The sequence below is a fragment of the Streptomyces sp. NPDC051677 genome (assembly GCF_044453465.1).
GTDB lineage: Bacteria > Actinomycetota > Actinomycetes > Streptomycetales > Streptomycetaceae > Streptomyces.
In genome coordinates this window covers 157326-175060 of the sequence record NZ_JBITCT010000005.1, presented here as the reverse complement: position 1 = coordinate 175060, position 17735 = coordinate 157326, and the positions used below count along the sequence as shown (strand labels likewise).

The 17735-nt window shown below is 72.3% G+C and carries 17 protein-coding genes; 8 read left to right on the top strand and 9 right to left on the bottom strand.

Annotated features, from left to right (window positions below; all coding sequences use genetic code 11):
• The first annotated feature begins 130 nt into the window (after positions 1-130).
• The 4 genes from ACIBAF_RS07935 (at position 131) to ACIBAF_RS07920 (ending at position 4724) form a co-directional block, all read left to right on the top strand.
• Positions 131-1144 (top strand): hypothetical protein, encoded by a 1014-nt coding sequence (locus tag ACIBAF_RS07935; protein WP_399462269.1) that lies wholly within the window; start codon positions 131-133, stop codon positions 1142-1144.
• A gap of 118 nt (positions 1145-1262) precedes the next feature.
• Entirely contained in the window at positions 1263-2735 is a 1473-nt protein-coding gene (locus ACIBAF_RS07930) for an Ig-like domain repeat protein (RefSeq protein ID WP_399462268.1), read from the top strand.
• A gap of 159 nt (positions 2736-2894) precedes the next feature.
• Positions 2895-3842 (top strand): sortase, encoded by a 948-nt coding sequence (locus ACIBAF_RS07925; protein ID WP_399462267.1) that lies wholly within the window; start codon positions 2895-2897, stop codon positions 3840-3842.
• 75 nt (positions 3843-3917) lie between these two features.
• Positions 3918-4724, top strand: coding sequence for a phosphate ABC transporter ATP-binding protein (locus ACIBAF_RS07920; protein WP_399462388.1), 807 nt, complete (start codon positions 3918-3920; stop codon positions 4722-4724).
• A gap of 387 nt (positions 4725-5111) precedes the next feature.
• Here the strand turns inward: ACIBAF_RS07920 and ACIBAF_RS07915 are convergent, their stop codons facing one another.
• From ACIBAF_RS07915 to ACIBAF_RS07900, 4 genes are all read right to left on the bottom strand, one after another.
• The gene (locus ACIBAF_RS07915) at positions 5112-6740 is read right to left on the bottom strand and encodes a phospho-sugar mutase (protein WP_399462266.1); all 1629 of its coding nucleotides are present in this window, start codon (positions 6738-6740) and stop codon (positions 5112-5114) included.
• 80 nt (positions 6741-6820) lie between these two features.
• On the bottom strand, positions 6821-7645 hold the full coding sequence (locus tag ACIBAF_RS07910; protein WP_399462265.1) for a purine-nucleoside phosphorylase: 825 nt from the start codon (positions 7643-7645) through the stop codon (positions 6821-6823).
• Between the two features lie 103 nt (positions 7646-7748).
• Positions 7749-8027, bottom strand: a complete 279-nt coding sequence (locus ACIBAF_RS07905; RefSeq protein WP_399462264.1) for a hypothetical protein — start codon at positions 8025-8027, stop codon at positions 7749-7751.
• 26 nt (positions 8028-8053) lie between these two features.
• Positions 8054-8500 (bottom strand): gamma-glutamylcyclotransferase, encoded by a 447-nt coding sequence (locus ACIBAF_RS07900; protein WP_399462263.1) that lies wholly within the window; start codon positions 8498-8500, stop codon positions 8054-8056.
• Positions 8501-8596: 96 nt separating this feature from the next.
• Between ACIBAF_RS07900 and ACIBAF_RS07895 the strand changes: the two genes are divergently transcribed.
• The gene (locus ACIBAF_RS07895; RefSeq protein ID WP_399462262.1) at positions 8597-10045 is read left to right on the top strand and encodes an NAD(P)H-quinone dehydrogenase; all 1449 of its coding nucleotides are present in this window, start codon (positions 8597-8599) and stop codon (positions 10043-10045) included.
• Positions 10046-10176: 131 nt separating this feature from the next.
• Positions 10177-11139 carry a DeoR/GlpR family DNA-binding transcription regulator gene (locus tag ACIBAF_RS07890; protein ID WP_399462261.1) on the top strand — a complete coding sequence of 321 codons (963 nt, stop codon included), beginning with the start codon at positions 10177-10179 and terminating at the stop codon, positions 11137-11139.
• A gap of 190 nt (positions 11140-11329) precedes the next feature.
• Here ACIBAF_RS07890 and ACIBAF_RS07885 read toward each other — a convergent pair whose 3' ends face one another.
• Entirely contained in the window at positions 11330-13102 is a 1773-nt protein-coding gene (locus tag ACIBAF_RS07885) for an acetyl/propionyl/methylcrotonyl-CoA carboxylase subunit alpha (protein WP_399462260.1), read from the bottom strand.
• A gap of 437 nt (positions 13103-13539) precedes the next feature.
• On the opposite strand from ACIBAF_RS07885, the gene ACIBAF_RS07880 reads away from it, so the two are divergent.
• Positions 13540-14037, top strand: a complete 498-nt coding sequence (locus ACIBAF_RS07880) for a hypothetical protein (protein WP_399462258.1) — start codon at positions 13540-13542, stop codon at positions 14035-14037.
• Here the strand turns inward: ACIBAF_RS07880 and ACIBAF_RS07875 are convergent.
• From ACIBAF_RS07875 to ACIBAF_RS07860, 4 genes are all read right to left on the bottom strand, one after another.
• Positions 14006-14626 (bottom strand): Maf family protein, encoded by a 621-nt coding sequence (locus ACIBAF_RS07875; protein ID WP_399462257.1) that lies wholly within the window; start codon positions 14624-14626, stop codon positions 14006-14008. The two genes, ACIBAF_RS07880 and ACIBAF_RS07875, sit on opposite strands and share 32 nt — an antisense overlap.
• 19 nt (positions 14627-14645) lie before the next feature.
• Positions 14646-14774, bottom strand: a complete 129-nt coding sequence (mmpB, locus tag ACIBAF_RS07870; RefSeq protein WP_099936065.1) for a morphogenic membrane protein MmpB — start codon at positions 14772-14774, stop codon at positions 14646-14648.
• Between the two features lie 112 nt (positions 14775-14886).
• Positions 14887-15096, bottom strand: coding sequence for an acyl-CoA carboxylase epsilon subunit (locus ACIBAF_RS07865; protein WP_399462256.1), 210 nt, complete (start codon positions 15094-15096; stop codon positions 14887-14889).
• Positions 15097-15112: 16 nt separating this feature from the next.
• Complete coding sequence (locus ACIBAF_RS07860) at positions 15113-16726, bottom strand: acyl-CoA carboxylase subunit beta (protein WP_399462255.1); 1614 nt, start codon at positions 16724-16726, stop codon at positions 15113-15115.
• Positions 16727-16836: 110 nt separating this feature from the next.
• Between ACIBAF_RS07860 and ACIBAF_RS07855 the strand changes: the two genes are divergently transcribed.
• Positions 16837-17703, top strand: coding sequence for a biotin--[acetyl-CoA-carboxylase] ligase (locus tag ACIBAF_RS07855; RefSeq protein ID WP_399462254.1), 867 nt, complete (start codon positions 16837-16839; stop codon positions 17701-17703).
• Positions 17704-17735 lie beyond the last annotated feature (32 nt).

Genomic DNA, 17735 nt, shown 5'->3' with positions numbered 1-17735 from the left:
CTCTTAACCTTTCCCTCATGGCTGATTGGTTGGCCGCCGTGCGGAACTCCTGGAAATGTACGCAGTGCTTGAAAGCCCAGCCTTTGCTTGAACGTCCGGTCTTTCGAAATCCAGAACAAGGGGTTCAGAAATGAACGTCAAGTCTCGCGCTCAGGTAGGCGCCGCTTTCGGTGTCGCGGCTCTCGGCCTCGGCATCCTGGCCGCCCCGGCTTCGGCCGACCCGGGCTCGACCACCGAGTACCGTCAGCTGGCGGGTGTGGGTTCGGACACCACGCAGTACGTCGTGAACGGTCTCGGCGACGCCGTCACGAACGCCGGCGGCAAGGTCATCGCCTCCTGGAACGCCACCGGCTCCGCCACCGTCACCACCAAGGACCCGGCGACCAAGCCGAACTGCACGATCAACCGCCCGAACGGCTCCTCGGCCGGCATCACGGCGCTGAACAACGACATCACCGCCGGCACCGGCTGCCTCGACTTCGCCCGCTCCTCGCGCGGCCCGGCCGACACCTCCACCTCCGACCTGACCTTCATCCCCTACGCCAAGGACGGCGTCACCTACGCCACCGACCTGGGCAGCTCGGTGCCGACCAACCTGACGAAGGCCCAGCTGGCGAGCATCTACACCAACTGCACCTACACCGACGCCTCGGGCAACACCGTCACGGTGGCGCCGCTGCTGCCGCAGACCGGCTCGGGCACCCGGACCTTCTGGCTGTCGGCCATCGGCGTCAGCGAGTCGCAGGTCGGCTCCTGCGTCACCCAGGGCATCCAGGAGCACGACGGCACCGCGATCACCGCCGCCAACCAGCTGATGCCGTACTCGATCGCCCAGTGGATCGCCCAGGGCAAGAGCCTCCCGGGCGTCGAGGCCCGGCGCGGCGAGTCGCGGCTGCGCAGCATCAACAGCCTGGCCCCCACCACCGGTTCGGGCACCTCGATCGCGCTCAACACGAGCTTCGACGCCCAGTTCCTGCGGGACGTCTACAACGTCGTGCAGACCGCCCGGCTCTCCGAGCCGGTCATCGCGGACACCTTCGTCGGCTCCGCCTCCAAGGTCTGCGCCAGCAGCTCCACCCTCACCACGTACGGCTTCGGCACGGTGAACAACTGCGGCGCCACGACCCTCACGGGCGAGCGCTGACCCGTGACCGCCATCTGACCCTTGCGCGAACGGCCGGGCACCCACGGGTGCCCGGCCCCACGCGCTGTCCGTGCACACCCGTCAACCGACCCGTCAACCGACCCCGGGGGGCAACGAAATGACCGTGCCGCAACCCTTCAGAAGAACGGCCGCCGTCCTGGCCGCCTGTGCCCTGCTCGCGCTGGGCCTGGTGACCCTGGCCGTGACCCAGTCCCAGCCCGCCCGGGCGGCCTCCGTCGGCGCGTTCACCATGACGCCCGGCGCCGGCAAACTGAGCGCCACCCAGCCCATCGCCGGGTCCCTCGCGATTCCCGGCAAGTGTCCCGACGTCACCCTCGAGGACATCAACTGGAACAACGCCCTCAACCTGTACGTCGTCAAGGCCGACGGCACCGAGCAACTGGTGCTGCGGGGCGTCACCGACAAGGCCCCCTACTCCGCGGCCACCTCGACGCTGTCGCTCGCCGCAGCCGACAACCCGGGCCTCTTCGTCGCCCCGCTGACGAACATCATCACCGGCGACGGCACCTACGAGCTGCGCCTGCGCTGCGTGGACGACTTCGACTACGCCGTGGCCCCCGACTCGATCGTCCCCGGCGACCCGTACTGGTCCCAGAAGATCACCGTGACCGGCGACGACTGGGCCGTCGGCGAGGGCGCGAAGGCCACCAGCGTCACCCTCGTGGCGGCGCCCGGCGACATCGAGCCCGGCGAGGAGGCCACGCTCACCGCGACGGTCTCGCCGGCCGAGGCGACCGGCAAGGTCACCTTCCTGGACGGCACGACCTCGCTGGGCGAGGCCGCCGTCGCCGACGGCAAGGCCGAGCTCAAGACCAAGGCGCTGACCCGGGGACGGCACGACGTCACCGCCCGCTTCACCCCCGCCGACGCGACCAGGTGGGGCGCCTCGGAGGCCGCGGCCGCCACCGTGCTCGTCTACCCCGCGGACTACGAGATCCACGACGCCGCCGACAAGCGGCTGGCCGTCGAACCGCAGCTCCAGCGCGGCCAGACCGTCAAGCTGATCGTCCGCGGCTGCACGGCCGGCACGACGTACGCGATGAAGCTGAGCGGCAACGACGCCGCCTTCGCCGCCGCCACGGCGGACGCGAGCGGAGTGGCGACCTGGCCGACCCTCACCGTCCCCGACGACGCGGTCGCCGGACGGGCGTCCTGGACGTTCACCGCGGCCGGCAAGAACTGCCGGACCAACGGCGGTGCGGGCGTGGACTTCACCACCGCGTCCTTCACCGTCCCCGAGCCGAGCGGCTCCCCGAGCCCCACCGGCAGCACCGGCCCCTCGACCGACCCGACGGGCGACCCCACCGACGCGCCGCCCGACCAGCCCACCGGCGCCCCGACCGACGGCACCGGCGACACCGCCGGAACGACGTCCGGCACCACGTCCGGCACCACCGGCGGCGCCGGCGCCGGCGGAACCTCCACGACGGGCGGCGGCCTCGCTTCCACCGGCAGTGAGATCGCCCTGTTCTCCGGCATCGGAGCCGTCGTCCTGTGCACGGCCGGCGTCCTCTTCGTCCGCTTCGGCCGCCGACGCGGCCTGCTGCACTTCGGCGAGCCCCGCGCCTAGGCGACGGGGAACGCGGGCGGCGGGCCACCGACCACCGTCCGCGCCCGCCGTCCGTCCGTTGCCGGCCGCCGTCTGTCGGCCGCCGTCCGTGCCCGTCCACCCCACCCCCACCCCACCCCACCCCACCCCACCCCACAACCGCCTCACAGGAGCGCTCCCGTGACCGTGCTGTCCCCGCCCCCGCCGGCCGAGGCGTCACCGGTGCAGGCGCCGGCGCCCTCGCCCGAGCCGCCGTCCGCCGCCGGGCCGCCGCGGGCCGAGCGCGCCGGCCTCGCGTTCGCCGGCGCCGCGCTGTGCGTGCTCGCCGCCCTGCTGCTCGGCTTCGCGGCCAACCTCACCGTCGTGGGCCACCTCCAGCACGCCCGCGACCAGCAGACCGCCTACGACGAGCTGCGCCGCCAACTCGCCCTCGGCATCGCACCGGTGGGGCAGCGGACGTACGAGGGAGACATGCTGAAGCCGGGCGCGCCCGTCGCCCTGCTGCGCATCCCCGCCCTCGGCCTGAAGGAGGTCGTCGGGGAGGGCACCACGTCCGGGGTGCTGATGTCCGGCCCCGGCCACCGCCGCGACACCCCGCTGCCGGGACAGGCCGGCACCAGCGTGATCATGGGCCGCGAGTGGGGGTACGGCAGCCCGTTCAACGACCTCCACCAACTGCCCGTCGGCGCCGAGATCCGCGTCACGACCGGCCAGGGCACCGCCGCCTACACGGTCTCGGGCATCCGCCGCGAAGGCGACCCCCTGCCGTCCACGCTCACCCGGGGCCAGGGCCGGCTCACCCTCATCACCGCCGACGGCGGCCCCTACACCCCCTCCGGCGCCCTCCGCGTGGACGCCACCCTGACCAGTGCCGCCCAGCCCGCCCCGCCGCGCCCCCTGACCCCCGGCTGGATCGACGAGTCCGAGCAGGCCCTGGGCACCGAGGGCGCCGCCTGGCTCCCGGTCTTCCTCTGGTCGCAGGCGCTGCTGCTCGCCGCCCTGCTCACCATGGCCGCGCGCCGCGTGTGGGGCCCCTGGCAGACCTGGATCGTCGGCGTGCCCGTGCTGGCCGCCCTCGGCCTCGCCGTCTCCGGCGCCGCCACGCGTCTGCTGCCCAACCTGCTCTGACCGACGAGGAGTTCACCCACCATGTCCCAAGCGACGGACACGACCGTGAAGCTGCCGCACGTGCCCGCGGGAACGATGCCCGCGGGCACGACCACGGGCGGGAACAACCCGGCCACCCTGGAGGCCGACTCCATCTCGGCCTGGTTCGGCGACCACAAGGTCCTGGACCAGGTGTCGCTCACCATGCCCGCCCGCAAGGTCACCGCGCTCATCGGCCCGTCCGGCTGCGGCAAGTCCACCTTCCTGCGGATCCTCAACCGCATGCACGAACTGGTCGGCTCCGCCTCCCTCGCCGGCCGGGTGCTGCTCGACGGCGACGACATCTACGACCGCGGCCGCCGCATCACCCACGCCCGCCGTCAGATCGGCATGGTCTTCCAGAAGCCCAACCCCTTCCCGGCGATGTCGATCTACGACAACGTCACCGCGGGCCTGAAGCTGGGCGGCATCAAGGCCGGCCGGGACGGCAAGGACGGTCTCGTCGAGGAGTGCCTCACCAAGGCGGGCCTGTGGAAGGAGGTGCGCGACCGCCTGCGTCAGCCCGGCGGCGCGCTCTCCGGCGGCCAGCAGCAGCGCCTGTGCATCGCTCGCTCGCTGGCGGTGCGGCCCCGGGTCCTGCTCATGGACGAGCCGTGCTCGGCCCTGGACCCCACGTCGACCCGCCGTATCGAGGAGACGATCCACGAGCTCTCCGAGGACGTGACGATCGTGATCGTCACCCACAACATGCAGCAGGCCGCCCGCGTCTCCGACCAGTGCGCGTTCTTCCTCGCCGAACAGGGCACCCCCGGCGGGATCGTCGAACACGGCCCCACAGCCGCGATGTTCGACAGCCCCCAGGACCCGCGCACCTCGGACTACGTGGGCGGCCGCTTCGGCTGACCGGCCCGGCGGCCGGACGCACCCCGGCCCGATAACCGGACGGACCCCGGCCCGATGACCGGCCCCGGCCCGCGGCGGCCCGACACCGGCCCGCGGCCGGACGGACCCCGGCTTGGTGGCCGGCCCGACACCGGCCCGCGGCCGGACGGACCCCGGCTTGGTGGCCGGCCCGACACCGGCCCGCGGCCGGACGGACCCCGGCTTGGCGGCCGGCCCGACACCGGCCCGCGGCCGGACGGACCCCGGCCTGGCGGCCGGCCCGACACCGGACCGGCGGCCGGACGGACCTCGGACCGATGACCGGACGGACCCTGTACCGGAGGCCGGACGGACCCCGGACGGACCCCGGACCGATGACCAGCCCGGAGCACCCCGCCCGACGTGCGGTCAGATGCCGGCCGCTGCCGACAGGTCCCGCTTGATCGCGGCGAGCAGGTCGTCCGCCTCGGCGCGGGCGGCCGGGAGGCCGGAGTGGTCGGCCACCGGGACCACGACCTCCAGGTAGCACTTCAGCTTCGGCTCCGTGCCGCTCGGGCGGACGACGACCCGGGCGCCGTCGAGCGTGTAGCGCAGGCCGTCGGTGGGCGGCAGCCTGTCCGTGCCCTGGGTGAGGTCCTCGGCGCGGGTGACGGCGAGGCCCGCGAGGGAGGTCGGCGGCTGCTCCCGCAGCCGGCGCATGGCGTCGGCGATGACCGACAGGTCCTGCACCCGCACCGACAGCTGGTCGGTGGCGTGCAGGCCGTGCTCCACGGCGAGGTCGTCGAGCAGGTCGAGGAGGGTGCGGCCCTCCTCCTTGAGCTCCGAGGCGAGCTCGGTGATCAGCAGGGCGGCGGTGATGCCGTCCTTGTCGCGCACGCCCTCGGGGTCCACGCAGTAGCCGAGGGCCTCCTCGTAGCCGTAGCGCAGGCCGTCGACGCGGGCGATCCACTTGAAGCCGGTGAGGGTCTCCTCGTAGGGCAGGCCCGCCTTCTCGGCGATCCGGCCGAGGAGGGAGGACGAGACGATCGACTCGGCGAACGTGCCGCGCGCCCCGCGCCGGACGAGGTGCGCGGCGAGCAGCGAGCCGACCTCGTCGCCGCGCAGCATCCGCCAGTCGCCGCCGTCGGGGACGGCCACGGCGCAGCGGTCGGCGTCCGGGTCGTTGGCGATGATCAGGTCGGGGGCGCTCGCGCGGGCCGCCGCGAACGCGAGGTCCATCGCGCCGGGCTCTTCCGGGTTGGGGAAGGCCACGGTCGGAAAGTCCGGGTCGGGCTCGGCCTGTTCGGCGACGAGCACCGGCTCCGGGAAGCCCGCCCGGGCGAAGGCGGCGAGCAGGACGTCCTTGCCGACGCCGTGCATCGCCGTGTAGACCGTGCGGGCCGTACGGGGCGAGTCCGGCGCGAGGACGGCGTCCGTGCGGGCGAGATAGGCGTCGAGGACGGCGTCGTCGAGGACGTGCCAGCCGGCCGGCGGACGGCGAACGTCCTTCAGGGCCGCGATGGCGTCGATCTCGGCCGCGATCCCGGAGTCGGCGGGCGGCACGATCTGTGAACCGTCGCCCAGGTACACCTTGTAGCCGTTGTCGCGGGGCGGGTTGTGACTGGCGGTGACCTCGACCCCGGCGACCGCGCCGAGGTGCCTGATGGCGTACGCCAGGACGGGGGTGGGCAGCGGGCGGGGCAGGACGGCCGCCCGGAAGCCCGCGCCCGTCATCACCGCGGCGGTGTCCCGGGCGAAGTCCTCCGACTTGTGGCGGGCGTCGTAGCCGATGACGACGACCCCGCCGGCCTGGCCGCTCTTGTGGAGGTACGCGGCGAGACCGGCGGCGGCGCGGATGACGACCGAGCGGTTCATGCGCATGGGCCCGGCGCCGAGTTCGCCCCGCAGGCCTGCGGTGCCGAACTGGAGGGTGCCGCTGAACCGGTCGGCGAGCTCGGCGAGGGCCTCGGCCTCGATGAGCCCGGCGAGCTCGTCGCGGGTCTCCGGGTCGGGGTCCTCGGCGAGCCAGGCGGTGGCGCGGGCGATGACGTCGTGCACGGTGGGGTCAACCTCTCGTGTGCCTTTTCGACTTACCGAGTGGGGGTGCGGGCGCGCGATGGGCCCGGGCGGCGCCGGACCTACAGACGGCCGAGGACCTGGGCCAGCAGGGCGCCCATCCGCGTGGCGCTGTCCCGCCCGGCCTGCAGGACCTCCTCGTGGTTCAGCGGCTCGCCCGTCATGCCCGCGGCGAGGTTGGTCACCAGGGAGATGCCCAGCACCTCCGCGCCCGCCTCGCGCGCCGCGATGGCTTCCAGCACCGTGGACATGCCCACCAGGTCCGCCCCGATCACGCGCGCCATGCGGATCTCCGCCGGCGTCTCGTAGTGCGGGCCGGGGAACTGCGCGTAGACGCCCTCCTCCAGCGTGGCGTCGATCTCCTTGCACAGGGCGCGCAGCCGCGGCGAGTACAGGTCGGTGAGGTCGACGAAGTTCGCGCCCACGATCGGCGACGTCGCCGTCAGGTTGATGTGGTCGCTGATCAGCACCGGCTGCCCCGGGCGCATGCCCTCGCGCAGACCGCCGCAGCCGTTGGTCAGCACGATGGTCTTGCAGCCGGCCGCCACCGCCGTACGGACACCGTGCGCGACGGCGGCGACGCCGCGGCCCTCGTAGTAGTGGGTGCGGCCCAGGAAGACCAGCGCCCGCTTCTCGCCGATCTTGTACGAGCGGACCTTGCCGCCGTGGCCCTCGACCGCGGGCGGCGGGAACCCGGGCAGCTCGGTCACCTGGAACTCGGCGTCGGGAGCGCCGAGGGCGTCCACGGCCGGCGCCCAGCCGGAGCCCATCACGAGGGCGACGTCGTGGGTCTCGGCGCCGGTCAGTTCGCGCAGGCGCGCCGCCGCGGCGTCGGCGGCGGCGTGGGGGTCGCCCTGGATGTCGTCCGGGAGAAGAGATGCGTTCACGCGACTGAGGGTAGCCCGTTCAGGCCTACGCGCGTAGATGACGGAGCCCACCTGATGGCGATCGTTGCCTTGTCGTTTCCAACGAGGGGGCCGCCGGAGGCGCTCAGCCATCCGCGACAAGGATGTCCGCGTCCTCGAAGACAGCGACGCCGAAGACCAGCAGGCGACCACGGCGGGCCGTGTACGCCACATGGATGTTCCGCGTGAGCCGGATCGTGCGGTCCTCGTCGGAGGACCCGGCGGGCCGCGACACGGAAGGGAACGGGTCCTGGGCCAGCGCGGCGACGCCCTGGTCGAACGCCGTGCGCTGTCGGCGGTCGAGCCGGTCGCGAACGGCGGCGGCCTGCTCCGTGCAGTGGACCTCGTAGGTGAGAGGAGGCATCTCGTGAGGCTAGAGGGCGACGGTGCTCAGCAGGGACGCTTGCGCAGCTCCATCACGTAATCGTGTGGTGCGCCCGCCGACTCCGCCGCGTCGGCGATCTCGCCCAGGTAGCGCGCCGACGGCAGGCCGCCCTCGTAGCCGTTGAGGACGTACATCCAGGCGGACTCCTCGCCCTCCAGCGTGTGCACCCGCACCCGGGCGCGCCGGTAGATGCCGAGGCCGACGCCCTCCCAGCGGTCCAGGGACTCCTCGTCCATGGGCGCGAGGTCGTACAGCGCGACGAAGACCTGCGCGCCGGGGTCCGCGGTGTCCTCGACGACCGTCGCGAGCGCGCCCTCCCAGCCCAGCTGCTCGCCGCCGAACGTCAGCCGCCAGCCGCTCAGCCAGCCGGTGGCGCGCATCGGCGAGTGGGGAGCGCGGCGGGTCATCAGCCGCGCGTCGAGGTTGCCGGCGTACGCGGCGTAGAGCGACATGGAAGGAGAGTACGTCAGTGGGCGCACGCGTCACTCTCATCACAATGGCGACCCTGACGGCCCCCGGGGCAGTGCCGGCGCCGCCTGTGCGGGACAATGGAGTACGTGACTCGGATCGTGATCATCGGTGGCGGACCCGGCGGCTATGAAGCGGCGCTGGTGGCCGCGCAGCTCGGCGCGGAGGTGACCGTCGTCGACTGCGACGGTCTGGGCGGAGCGTCGGTGCTGACCGACTGCGTGCCGTCGAAGACCCTGATCGCCACGGCCGAGGTGATGACCACCTTCGACTCCTCGTACGAGGAGCTCGGGATCATCGTCGCCGACGACACCCCGCCGCTGGAGCAGGCGGCCCGGGTCGTCGGGGTGGACCTCGGCAAGGTCAACCGACGGGTGAAGCGCCTCGCGCTCGCCCAGTCGCACGACATCACCGCCTCCGTCACCCGCGCCGGCGCCCGCGTGCTGCGCGGCCGTGGCCGCCTGGAGGGCATGCAGGCCCTGGACGGCTCCCGCAAGGTGGTCGTCACCGCCGCCGACGGCGCCGAGGAGACCCTCACCGCCGACGCCGTCCTGCTCGCCACCGGCGCCCACCCCCGCGAGCTGCCGGACGCCCAGCCCGACGGCGAGCGCATCCTGAACTGGACCCAGGTCTACGACCTCGCCGAGCTTCCCGAGGAGCTCATCGTGGTCGGCTCCGGCGTCACCGGCGCCGAGTTCGCCGGCGCCTACCAGGCCCTCGGCTCCAAGGTCACCCTCGTGTCGTCCCGCGACCGCGTGCTGCCCGGCGAGGACCCGGACGCCGCCGCCGTCCTGGAGGACGTCTTCCGCCGCCGCGGCATGAACGTCATGGCCCGCTCCCGCGCCGAGTCCGCCAAGCGGGTCGGCGACCGGGTCGAGGTCACCCTGTCCGACGGCCGGGTCATCAGCGGCTCGCACTGTCTGATGGCGGTCGGCGCCATCCCCAACAGCGAGGGGCTCGGGCTGGAGGAGGCGGGCGTCAAGGTCCGCGAGTCCGGGCACATCTGGACCGACAAGGTCAGCCGCACCACCGCCCCGGGCGTCTACGCCGCCGGCGACGTGACCGGGATCTTCGCCCTGGCGTCCGTCGCCGCCATGCAGGGCCGGATCGCCATGTACCACTTCCTCGGCGACGCGGTGGCCCCGCTCAACCTCAAGACGGTCTCCTCCAACGTCTTCACCGACCCCGAGATCGCCACCGTCGGCTACAGCCAGGCCGACGTCGACGGCGGCAAGATCGACGCCCGCGTCGTCAAGCTGCCGCTGCTGCGCAACCCGCGCGCCAAGATGCAGGGCATCCGCGACGGCTTCGTCAAGATCTTCTGCCGGCCCGGCACCGGGATCGTCGTCGGCGGTGTGGTCGTGGCGCCGCGCGCCTCGGAACTGATCCACCCCATCTCGATCGCCGTCGACAACAATCTGACGGTCGAACAGATCGCGAACGCGTTCACCGTGTACCCGTCGCTTTCGGGGTCGATCGCGGAGGTCGCACGACAGCTGCACACCCGCAAAGCGGCAGGCGAGGCCTGATACCGGACATGCGGGCGGCATAGGCGCCGGAACTGGGCCCTATACCACCTCCCGTCCCTCTGTGCGAACAACTTCTACTATTCGGCGCAAAGAGCTGAAAGCAGACGGTCGTCCGCGTTACTGTCAGTTTCGTGTTCGCTGCAGAACGTCGTCAATTGATCCTCGAAATGGTGCGAGCGAACGGGGCCGTGTCGCTCCGTGAACTCGCCCGCGTCGTCCAGACCTCCGAAGTGACCGTACGGCGGGACGTGCGCGCGCTGGAGGCAGAAGGACTCCTCGACCGCCGACACGGCGGTGCGGTATTGCCGGGCGGTTTCACGCGGGAGTCCGGCTTTCCGCAGAAATCCCATCTCGCGACCGCCGAAAAGACCGCCATCGCGGACCTTGCCGCGGGCTTCGTCGAAGAGGGCGAGGCCATCGTGGTCGGGGCGGGTACCACCACCCAGGAGCTGGCCCGTCGGCTCGCCCGTGTCCCCGGCCTGACGGTCGTCACCAACTCCCTCCTCGTCGCCCAGGCATTGGCCCATGCCAACCGGGTCGAGGTCGTGATGACCGGCGGGACTCTGCGAGGCTCCAACTACGCCCTGGTGGGCTCGGGCGCCGAGCAGTCCCTGCAGGGGCTGCGGGTGTCCAGGGCCTTCCTCTCCGGGAGCGGCCTCACCGCCGAGCGCGGGCTGTCCACGTCCAACATGCTGTCGGCGTCCGTGGACCGCGCGCTGGTGCAGGCGGCCGCCGAGGTCGTCGTCCTCGCCGACCACACCAAGCTCGGCACCGACACCATGTTCCAGACCGTGCCCACGGACCTCGTCACGCGCCTGGTCACCGACGAGCCGCCGCCGCACGACGACCGCGCCGCCACCGAACTGCAGGCCCTGGCGGACCAGGGGGTGCAGATCGCCGTGGCCGGGGCGTCGGGAAGCCAGGGGGGTGATGCGGTCCCGGCGCGCCATCAGCAGCAGCGTCGGGACGTGCCGCTGCCGGCTCCGCGCCGGGGGCAGGTTCCCGGCGGCGCCCCCCTGCGGGCGACCGCCGCGTTGGGGGATGCGACCTCCGGTGCGGAGCGGGCCAGGGTCGCGGACCTGCGTCGTCGGTGACGTCGCGGGGCCGCCTCTGGGGGCTGCCGCCCCCAGACCCCCGCTGTCGGCCCTCAAGGGGCCTCGTCCTCAAGCGCCGGACGGGCTGGATGCTGCCGGCCGGCGCTTGGAACGCGGCGTCAGTTCTTGATCTCGCAGATGGTCGCGCCGGACGGGCTGTGTCATGCCCGCCGGCGCTTGGAGCGTGGGGTCAGTCCTTGATCTCGCAGATCGCGGCGCCGGACGTGACGGACGCGCCGACCTCGGCCGCGAGGCCCTTGACGGTGCCGGAGCGGTGCGCGTTCAGCGGCTGCTCCATCTTCATCGCTTCGAGGACGACGACCAGGTCGCCCTCCTTGACCTCCTGGCCCTCCTCGACGGCCACCTTGACGATGGTGCCCTGCATCGGGGAGGCGAGGGTGTCGCCGGAGGCGACGGGGCCGGACTTCTTGGCCGCACGGCGCTTGGGCTTGGCGCCCGCCGCGAGGCCCGTGCGGGCCAGGGACATGCCGAGCGAGGACGGGAGGGAGACCTCCAGGCGCTTGCCGCCGACCTCGACGACGATCGTCTCGCGGTCCGTCTCGTCCTCGGCCTCGGTGTCGGCCGGGGCCGCGAAGGCGGGGATCTCGTTGACGAACTCGGTCTCGATCCAGCGGGTGTGCACCGTGAACGGGTCGGCGGAACCGGTGAGTTCGGGGGCGAACGCCGGGTCCCGCACCACCGCGCGGTGGAACGGGATCGCCGTGGCCATGCCCTCCACCTGGAACTCCGCCAGCGCGCGGGCGGCCCGCTGGAGCGCCTGCTCGCGGGTCGCGCCGGTGACGATCAGCTTGGCCAGCAGCGAGTCCCACGCCGGGCCGATGACCGAACCGGACTCCACGCCCGCGTCCAGACGCACGCCCGGGCCGGACGGCGGGGCGAACGTGGTGACCGTGCCGGGCGCCGGGAGGAAGCCGCGCCCCGGGTCCTCGCCGTTGATGCGGAACTCGAAGGAGTGACCGCGCAGCTCCGGGTCGCCGTAGCCGAGCGCCTCGCCGTCGGCGATGCGGAACATCTCGCGGACGAGGTCGATGCCGGCGACCTCCTCGGTGACCGGGTGCTCGACCTGGAGGCGGGTGTTGACCTCCAGGAAGGAGATCGTGCCGTCGACGCCGACCAGGAACTCGACGGTCCCGGCGCCGACGTAACCGGCCTCCTTCAGGATGGCCTTCGAGGAGGAGTACAGCTCGGCCGTCTGCGCCTCGGAGAGGAACGGCGCGGGGGCCTCCTCGACCAGCTTCTGGTGGCGGCGCTGGAGGGAGCAGTCACGGGTGGAGACGACGACCACGTTGCCGTGGGTGTCGGCCAGGCACTGCGTCTCCACGTGGCGGGGCTTGTCGAGGTAGCGCTCGACGAAGCACTCGCCCCGGCCGAACGCGGCGACCGCCTCGCGGACCGCGGAGTCGTACAGCTCGGGGACCTCTTCGAGGGTGCGGGCGACCTTCAGACCGCGGCCGCCACCGCCGAAGGCGGCCTTGATCGCGATCGGCAGCCCGTGCTCCTCGGCGAAGGCGACGACCTCGTCGGCCCCGGACACCGGGTCGGGCGTGCCGGCGACCAGGGGCGCGCCGGCACGCTGGGCGATGTGCCGGGCGGCGACCTTGTCGCCGAGGTCGCGGATGGCCTGCGGGGGCGGGCCGATCCAGATCAGGTCCGCGTCCAGGACGGCCTGGGCGAAGTCGGCGTTCTCCGACAGGAAGCCGTAGCCGGGGTGGACGGCGTCGGCGCCCGACTCCTTCGCCGCGTTCAGCACCTTCTCGATGTCGAGATAACTGGTCCCAGGAGTGTCACCGCCCAGGGCGAACGCCTCATCCGCAGCGCGGACATGCAGAGCGTCCCGGTCCGGGTCGGCGTACACGGCCACGCTCGCGATACCGGCATCCCGGCACGCCCGGGCCACGCGGACTGCGATTTCGCCACGGTTGGCGATGAGCACCTTGCGCACGATTGAGGCTCCCTCCTTGAAACAAGCCGAGTTTAGGGACTGCCGACACGGCTCATCGACCCGTCCCCAACGGTGAGCTTGCCCACACGGAGCGTGATACGAGGCTCACTCGACCGCGAAATCCCTTGCAGTACCGCCGTACGCAGCACTCCTCCGGCAAACCCTAGCCCTCTCATGTGGTCAAGGTCTCTGTGAGAGCGTGCTGCGGCCCACTCGGTTTCTTTGTGGAGTCCCTACGAATGGCCCAACGATTCTTTGCCGCCCGCAGAACCCTTGTCCCGCGGTTTACCCGTTAGTAGCGTTCAGGATGCTGAAGAAGGCCTGTGGCCCGCAGGGCCCCGTTGAGGGGTGGTGGTCGGGGACGGGCGGGCGTACTTGAGGTAACAGCTACCTTGCTCGGGCTGGCTCGGGTCGGGGTCGAAAGTGGGTGGGGACCGGTGGTACGCAGACCGGTGGCGTGGATCGTGGCGGTCGTGCTCTTCGCGGAGGCGCTCGGCATCGCCGCGCTGAACTGGTTCATGGGCGTCGTGGTGGACCGGCAGGACATGTCCCTGGCCGGCCTGGACCCGAACGTCATGGCGACGTCCTCGAAGGTCGGCGGGATCGTCTTCGGCCTCTACTTCGCCGGGTGCGGCGTGGTCGCCCTGCTGGTGGCCGTGCGCGACCGCGCGCCCGCGGGCCTCGGCCGCGTCCTGCTGATCAGCGTCGCCGTCGTGCACGGCCTGCTGGGCGCCTTCGCGTGGGGCCTGCTGGGCGTGCCGCAGTTCCTGTTCATGGTGGTCGTGCTCGCCCTGATCGTGCTGCTCCTGATGACGTACGACGCCCAGCAGCGGCCCGCCGCCCAGGCGCCGGAGGACGGCGGGACCAAGGGCGACGGAGGCTCGCCGGTCGCGCCCGGGCCGGTCACGCCTCCGGCGGCGCCCACAACTCCGTGATGCCGACGCCCAGTTGCGCCAGCAGTCGGCGCACGAGGGGCAGGCTGATGCCGATGACGTTGCCGTGGTCGCCGTCGATGCCCTCGATGAACGGGGCCGAACGGCCGTCGAGGGTGAACGCCCCGGCGACGTAGAGGGGTTCGCCCGAGGCGACGTACGCCGCGATCTCCTCGTCCGTCGGCTCGCCGAAGCGGACGACGGTGGAGGCGGTCGCGGAGGTGTAGCGCCCGCTGAGGGTGTCGTAGACGCAGTGACCGGTCTGGAGCGTGCCGGCGCGCCCGCGCATCGCCTTCCAGCGGGCGGTGGCCTCCTCGGCGTCCGCGGGTTTGCCCAGCGCCTGGCCGTCCAGGTCCAGCACGGAGTCGCAGCCGATCACCAGGGCGCCCTTCACCTCGGGCTTCGCGGCCACCACGGACGCCTTCGCCTCGGCGAGGGCGAGAGCCAGCTCGGCGGGGGTCGGGGCGGTGACGGCGTCCTCGTCGACCCCGCTGACGATGACCTCGGGGGTCAGGCCGGCCTGGCGGAGCAGGTTCAGTCGGGCCGGGGACTGGGAGGCGAGGACGAGACGTCGCCGCGGCTGAGCTGTCATGCGGTCAGCGTATCGCCGGTCATCTGAGGCCGAGCACGATCATCGCCAGCACCATGGCCAGGGCGAGGAAGAGGCCGAGTCTCCGCAGGGTCTCCTGCATGTCGCGGAGTTCCTTCGGGGGCTCGTTCTCAGGGTCGGACCACAGCATGCCACCAGCGTGGGCCCTGGCCGGGTCCGGGCGCCTGAGTACGGGTACTCAAAACTCGGCGCCCGGTGTCGTCCTCCCGTGCACGGTCCCGCGCTCCTGAACGAAGCTGTCCTCAGCTTGGCCAGTACGTGCGGGTCCAGGACGCCTGGCCCGGGTGGGGGACGCGCCGGGCCGCTATGCGCGACGGGTCGGACCACGCGTCCCTCGGGCCGGTCGCGCCGGGCGGCTCGGCTGTCGCCGCCGCGGCGCGGGCTCGGACCACCGCCAGGGCGGCGGCGAGCTCCTCGGGGGTCGGGTTACCCCGTACGACCTTGATGTTCATGACGCTCCCAGCAGGCCTAGAGGGGGATGTTGCCGTGCTTCTTCGGGGGCAGGGATTCCCGCTTGGTGCGCAGTTGACGCAGGCCGCGGACGATGTGGCGGCGGGTGTCGGACGGCATGATCACCGAGTCGACGTAGCCGCGCTCGGCCGCGATGTAGGGGTTGAGGAGGGTGTCCTCGTACTCGCGGATCAGGCGGGCCCGCACCGCCTCCAGGTCCTCCCCGTTCGCCTCCGCCTCCGCGATCGTGCGGCGGTGCAGGATGTTGACCGCGCCCTGCGCGCCCATCACCGCGATCTGGGCGGTCGGCCAGGCCAGGTTGAGGTCGGCGCCCAGGTGCTTGGAGCCCATGACGTCGTAGGCGCCGCCGAAGGCCTTGCGGGTGATCACCGTGATGAGCGGGACCGTGGCCTCGGCGTAGGCGTAGATCAGCTTGGCGCCGCGGCGGATGATGCCGTCATGCTCCTGGTCGACGCCGGGCAGGAAGCCGGGGACGTCCACGAAGGTCAGGACCGGGATGTTGAAGGCGTCGCAGGTGCGCACGAAGCGGGCCGCCTTCTCGGACGCCGTGATGTCCAGGCAGCCGGCGAACTGCATCGGCTGGTTGGCGACGATGCCGACCGGGTGACCCTCGACCCGGCCGTAGCCGGTGAGGATGTTCGGCGCGAACAGCGCCTGGGTCTCGAAGAACTCGGCGTCGTCCAGGACGTGTTCGATCACCGTGTGCATGTCGTACGGCTGGTTCGCGCTGTCCGGGACGATGGAGTCCAGCTCCAGGTCCTCGTCGGTGACGGCGAGGTCCGCCTCCTCCGGGAACACCGGGGGCTCGCTGAGGTTGTTGGACGGCAGGTACGACAGCAGCTGCTTGACGTACTCGACGGCGTCCTTCTCGTCGCCGGCCATGTGGTGCGCCACGCCCGAGGTGGAGTTGTGGGTGCGGGCGCCGCCCAGCTCCTCGAAGCCGACGTCCTCGCCGGTCACCGTCTTGATGACGTCGGGGCCGGTGATGAACATGTGCGAGGTCTGGTCGACCATCACCGTGAAGTCGGTGATCGCGGGGGAGTAGACCGCGCCGCCCGCGCAGGGCCCGACGACCAGGCTGATCTGCGGGATCACGCCGGACGCATGGGTGTTGCGGCGGAAGATCTCGCCGTACGCGCCCAGCGAGGCCACGCCCTCCTGGATGCGGGCGCCGCCGGAGTCGTTGATGCCGATGACCGGGCAGCCGGTCTTCAGCGCGAAGTCCATCACCTTGACGATCTTCTGGCCGTAGACCTCGCCGAGCGCGCCGCCGAAGACGGTGAAATCCTGGGAGAAGACGGCGACGGGACGGCCGTCGACCGTGCCGTAACCGGTGACCACGCCGTCTCCGTACGGGCGGTTCTTCTCCAGGCCGAAGTTGGTGGAGCGGTGCCGGGCGAACTCGTCCAACTCGACGAAGGAACCCTCGTCGAGGAGCAGCTCGATCCGCTCACGGGCCGTCAACTTGCCCTTGGCGTGCTGCTTCTCCACGGCGCGTTCCGAACCGGCGTGCGTCGCTTCCTGGATGCGGCGCTGGAGATCCGCGAGCTTGCCCGCGGTGGTGTGGATGTCGATCCCTGGGATCTCTGGGCGCTCTTCCGGCTCGGACATCGGGATGTGGCTCCCTGCCTGCTCAAAAGGGGGGACGGTTACTCATCCGTAGAGTAGTGCTGCCCTTACCGATCGGCAGTGCGGCGTTCAACACACCTAGGGTGGCTTGCATGACACCGCGAGATGCAGCAGACGCAGGCAGCAGCCGGTGGTCCGATCTGGACCGTCCGCCCCTCGACGTCCTGGCCCTGCGCCGCGCGCTGCTCCGGCGGGACGGGCTGTGGACGGGGGTGGAGGTGGTGCAGAGCACCGGCTCCACCAACTCCGACCTGGTGGCGGCGGCGAGCGCGGGCCAGGCCGGCGAGGGCGCGATCCTCGTCGCCGAGGAGCAGACGGCGGGCCGGGGCCGCCTGGACCGCCGGTGGTCGGCGCCCCCGCGGTCCGGCCTGTTCTTCTCCGTGCTGCTCGCCCCGAGCGAGGTGCCGGTGTCCCGCTGGGGCTGGCTGCCGCTGCTCACCGGCGTCGCCGTCGCGACGGGACTGTCCCGGGTGGCGGGCGTGGACACGGCACTCAAGTGGCCCAACGACCTCCTGGTGACCGTCGGGGGCGAGGAACGCAAGGCCGGCGGCATCCTCGCGGAGCGGGCCGGCCAGGACGCGGTGGTCGTCGGCGTCGGCGTCAACGTCAGCCTGCGCGCGGACGAACTCCCCGTCCCCCAGGCGGGCTCGCTCGCGCTCGCGGGCGCGCTGAACACGGACCGGGACCCGCTGCTGCGGGCCGTCCTGCGGTCGCTCGAGGAGTGGTACGGGCGCTGGCGGGCGGCCGGCGGCGACCCGGCGGCCAGTGGCCTGCAGGAGACGTACGCGGCAGGGTGCGCGACCCTGGGACGAACGGTACGGGCCGAGCTGCCGGGGGACCGGACGATCGTCGGCGAGGCGGTCGCGGTCGACGGCGACGGACGGCTCGTGATCGCCACGAAGGAAGGGGTGCAGGAGCCGGTGGGCGCGGGAGACATCGTCCACCTGCGACCGGCGTGAGGCCGTCGTTCCCCGGTTGACGGCAACCGGCG

What these genes read in the sequence shown, in the direction of transcription:
- ACIBAF_RS07930 (WP_399462268.1), top strand. Translation starts at nt 1,263, where the DNA reads ATGACCGTGCCGCAACCCTTCAGAAGAACGGCCGCCGTCCTGGCCGCC.
- ACIBAF_RS07935 (WP_399462269.1), top strand. Translation starts at nt 131, where the DNA reads ATGAACGTCAAGTCTCGCGCTCAGGTAGGCGCCGCTTTCGGTGTCGCG.
- ACIBAF_RS07855 (WP_399462254.1), top strand. Translation starts at nt 16,837, where the DNA reads ATGACACCGCGAGATGCAGCAGACGCAGGCAGCAGCCGGTGGTCCGAT.
- ACIBAF_RS07900 (WP_399462263.1), bottom strand. Translation starts at nt 8,500, where the DNA reads ATGTCGCTCTACGCCGCGTACGCCGGCAACCTCGACGCGCGGCTGATG.
- ACIBAF_RS07865 (WP_399462256.1), bottom strand. Translation starts at nt 15,096, where the DNA reads ATGAACATCAAGGTCGTACGGGGTAACCCGACCCCCGAGGAGCTCGCC.
- ACIBAF_RS07905 (WP_399462264.1), bottom strand. Translation starts at nt 8,027, where the DNA reads ATGCCTCCTCTCACCTACGAGGTCCACTGCACGGAGCAGGCCGCCGCC.
- ACIBAF_RS07860 (WP_399462255.1), bottom strand. Translation starts at nt 16,726, where the DNA reads ATGTCCGAGCCGGAAGAGCGCCCAGAGATCCCAGGGATCGACATCCAC.
- mmpB (WP_099936065.1), bottom strand. Translation starts at nt 14,774, where the DNA reads ATGCTGTGGTCCGACCCTGAGAACGAGCCCCCGAAGGAACTCCGCGAC.
- ACIBAF_RS07875 (WP_399462257.1), bottom strand. Translation starts at nt 14,626, where the DNA reads ATGACAGCTCAGCCGCGGCGACGTCTCGTCCTCGCCTCCCAGTCCCCG.
- ACIBAF_RS07920 (WP_399462388.1), top strand. Translation starts at nt 3,918, where the DNA reads ATGCCCGCGGGCACGACCACGGGCGGGAACAACCCGGCCACCCTGGAG.
- ACIBAF_RS07895 (WP_399462262.1), top strand. Translation starts at nt 8,597, where the DNA reads ATGGAGTACGTGACTCGGATCGTGATCATCGGTGGCGGACCCGGCGGC.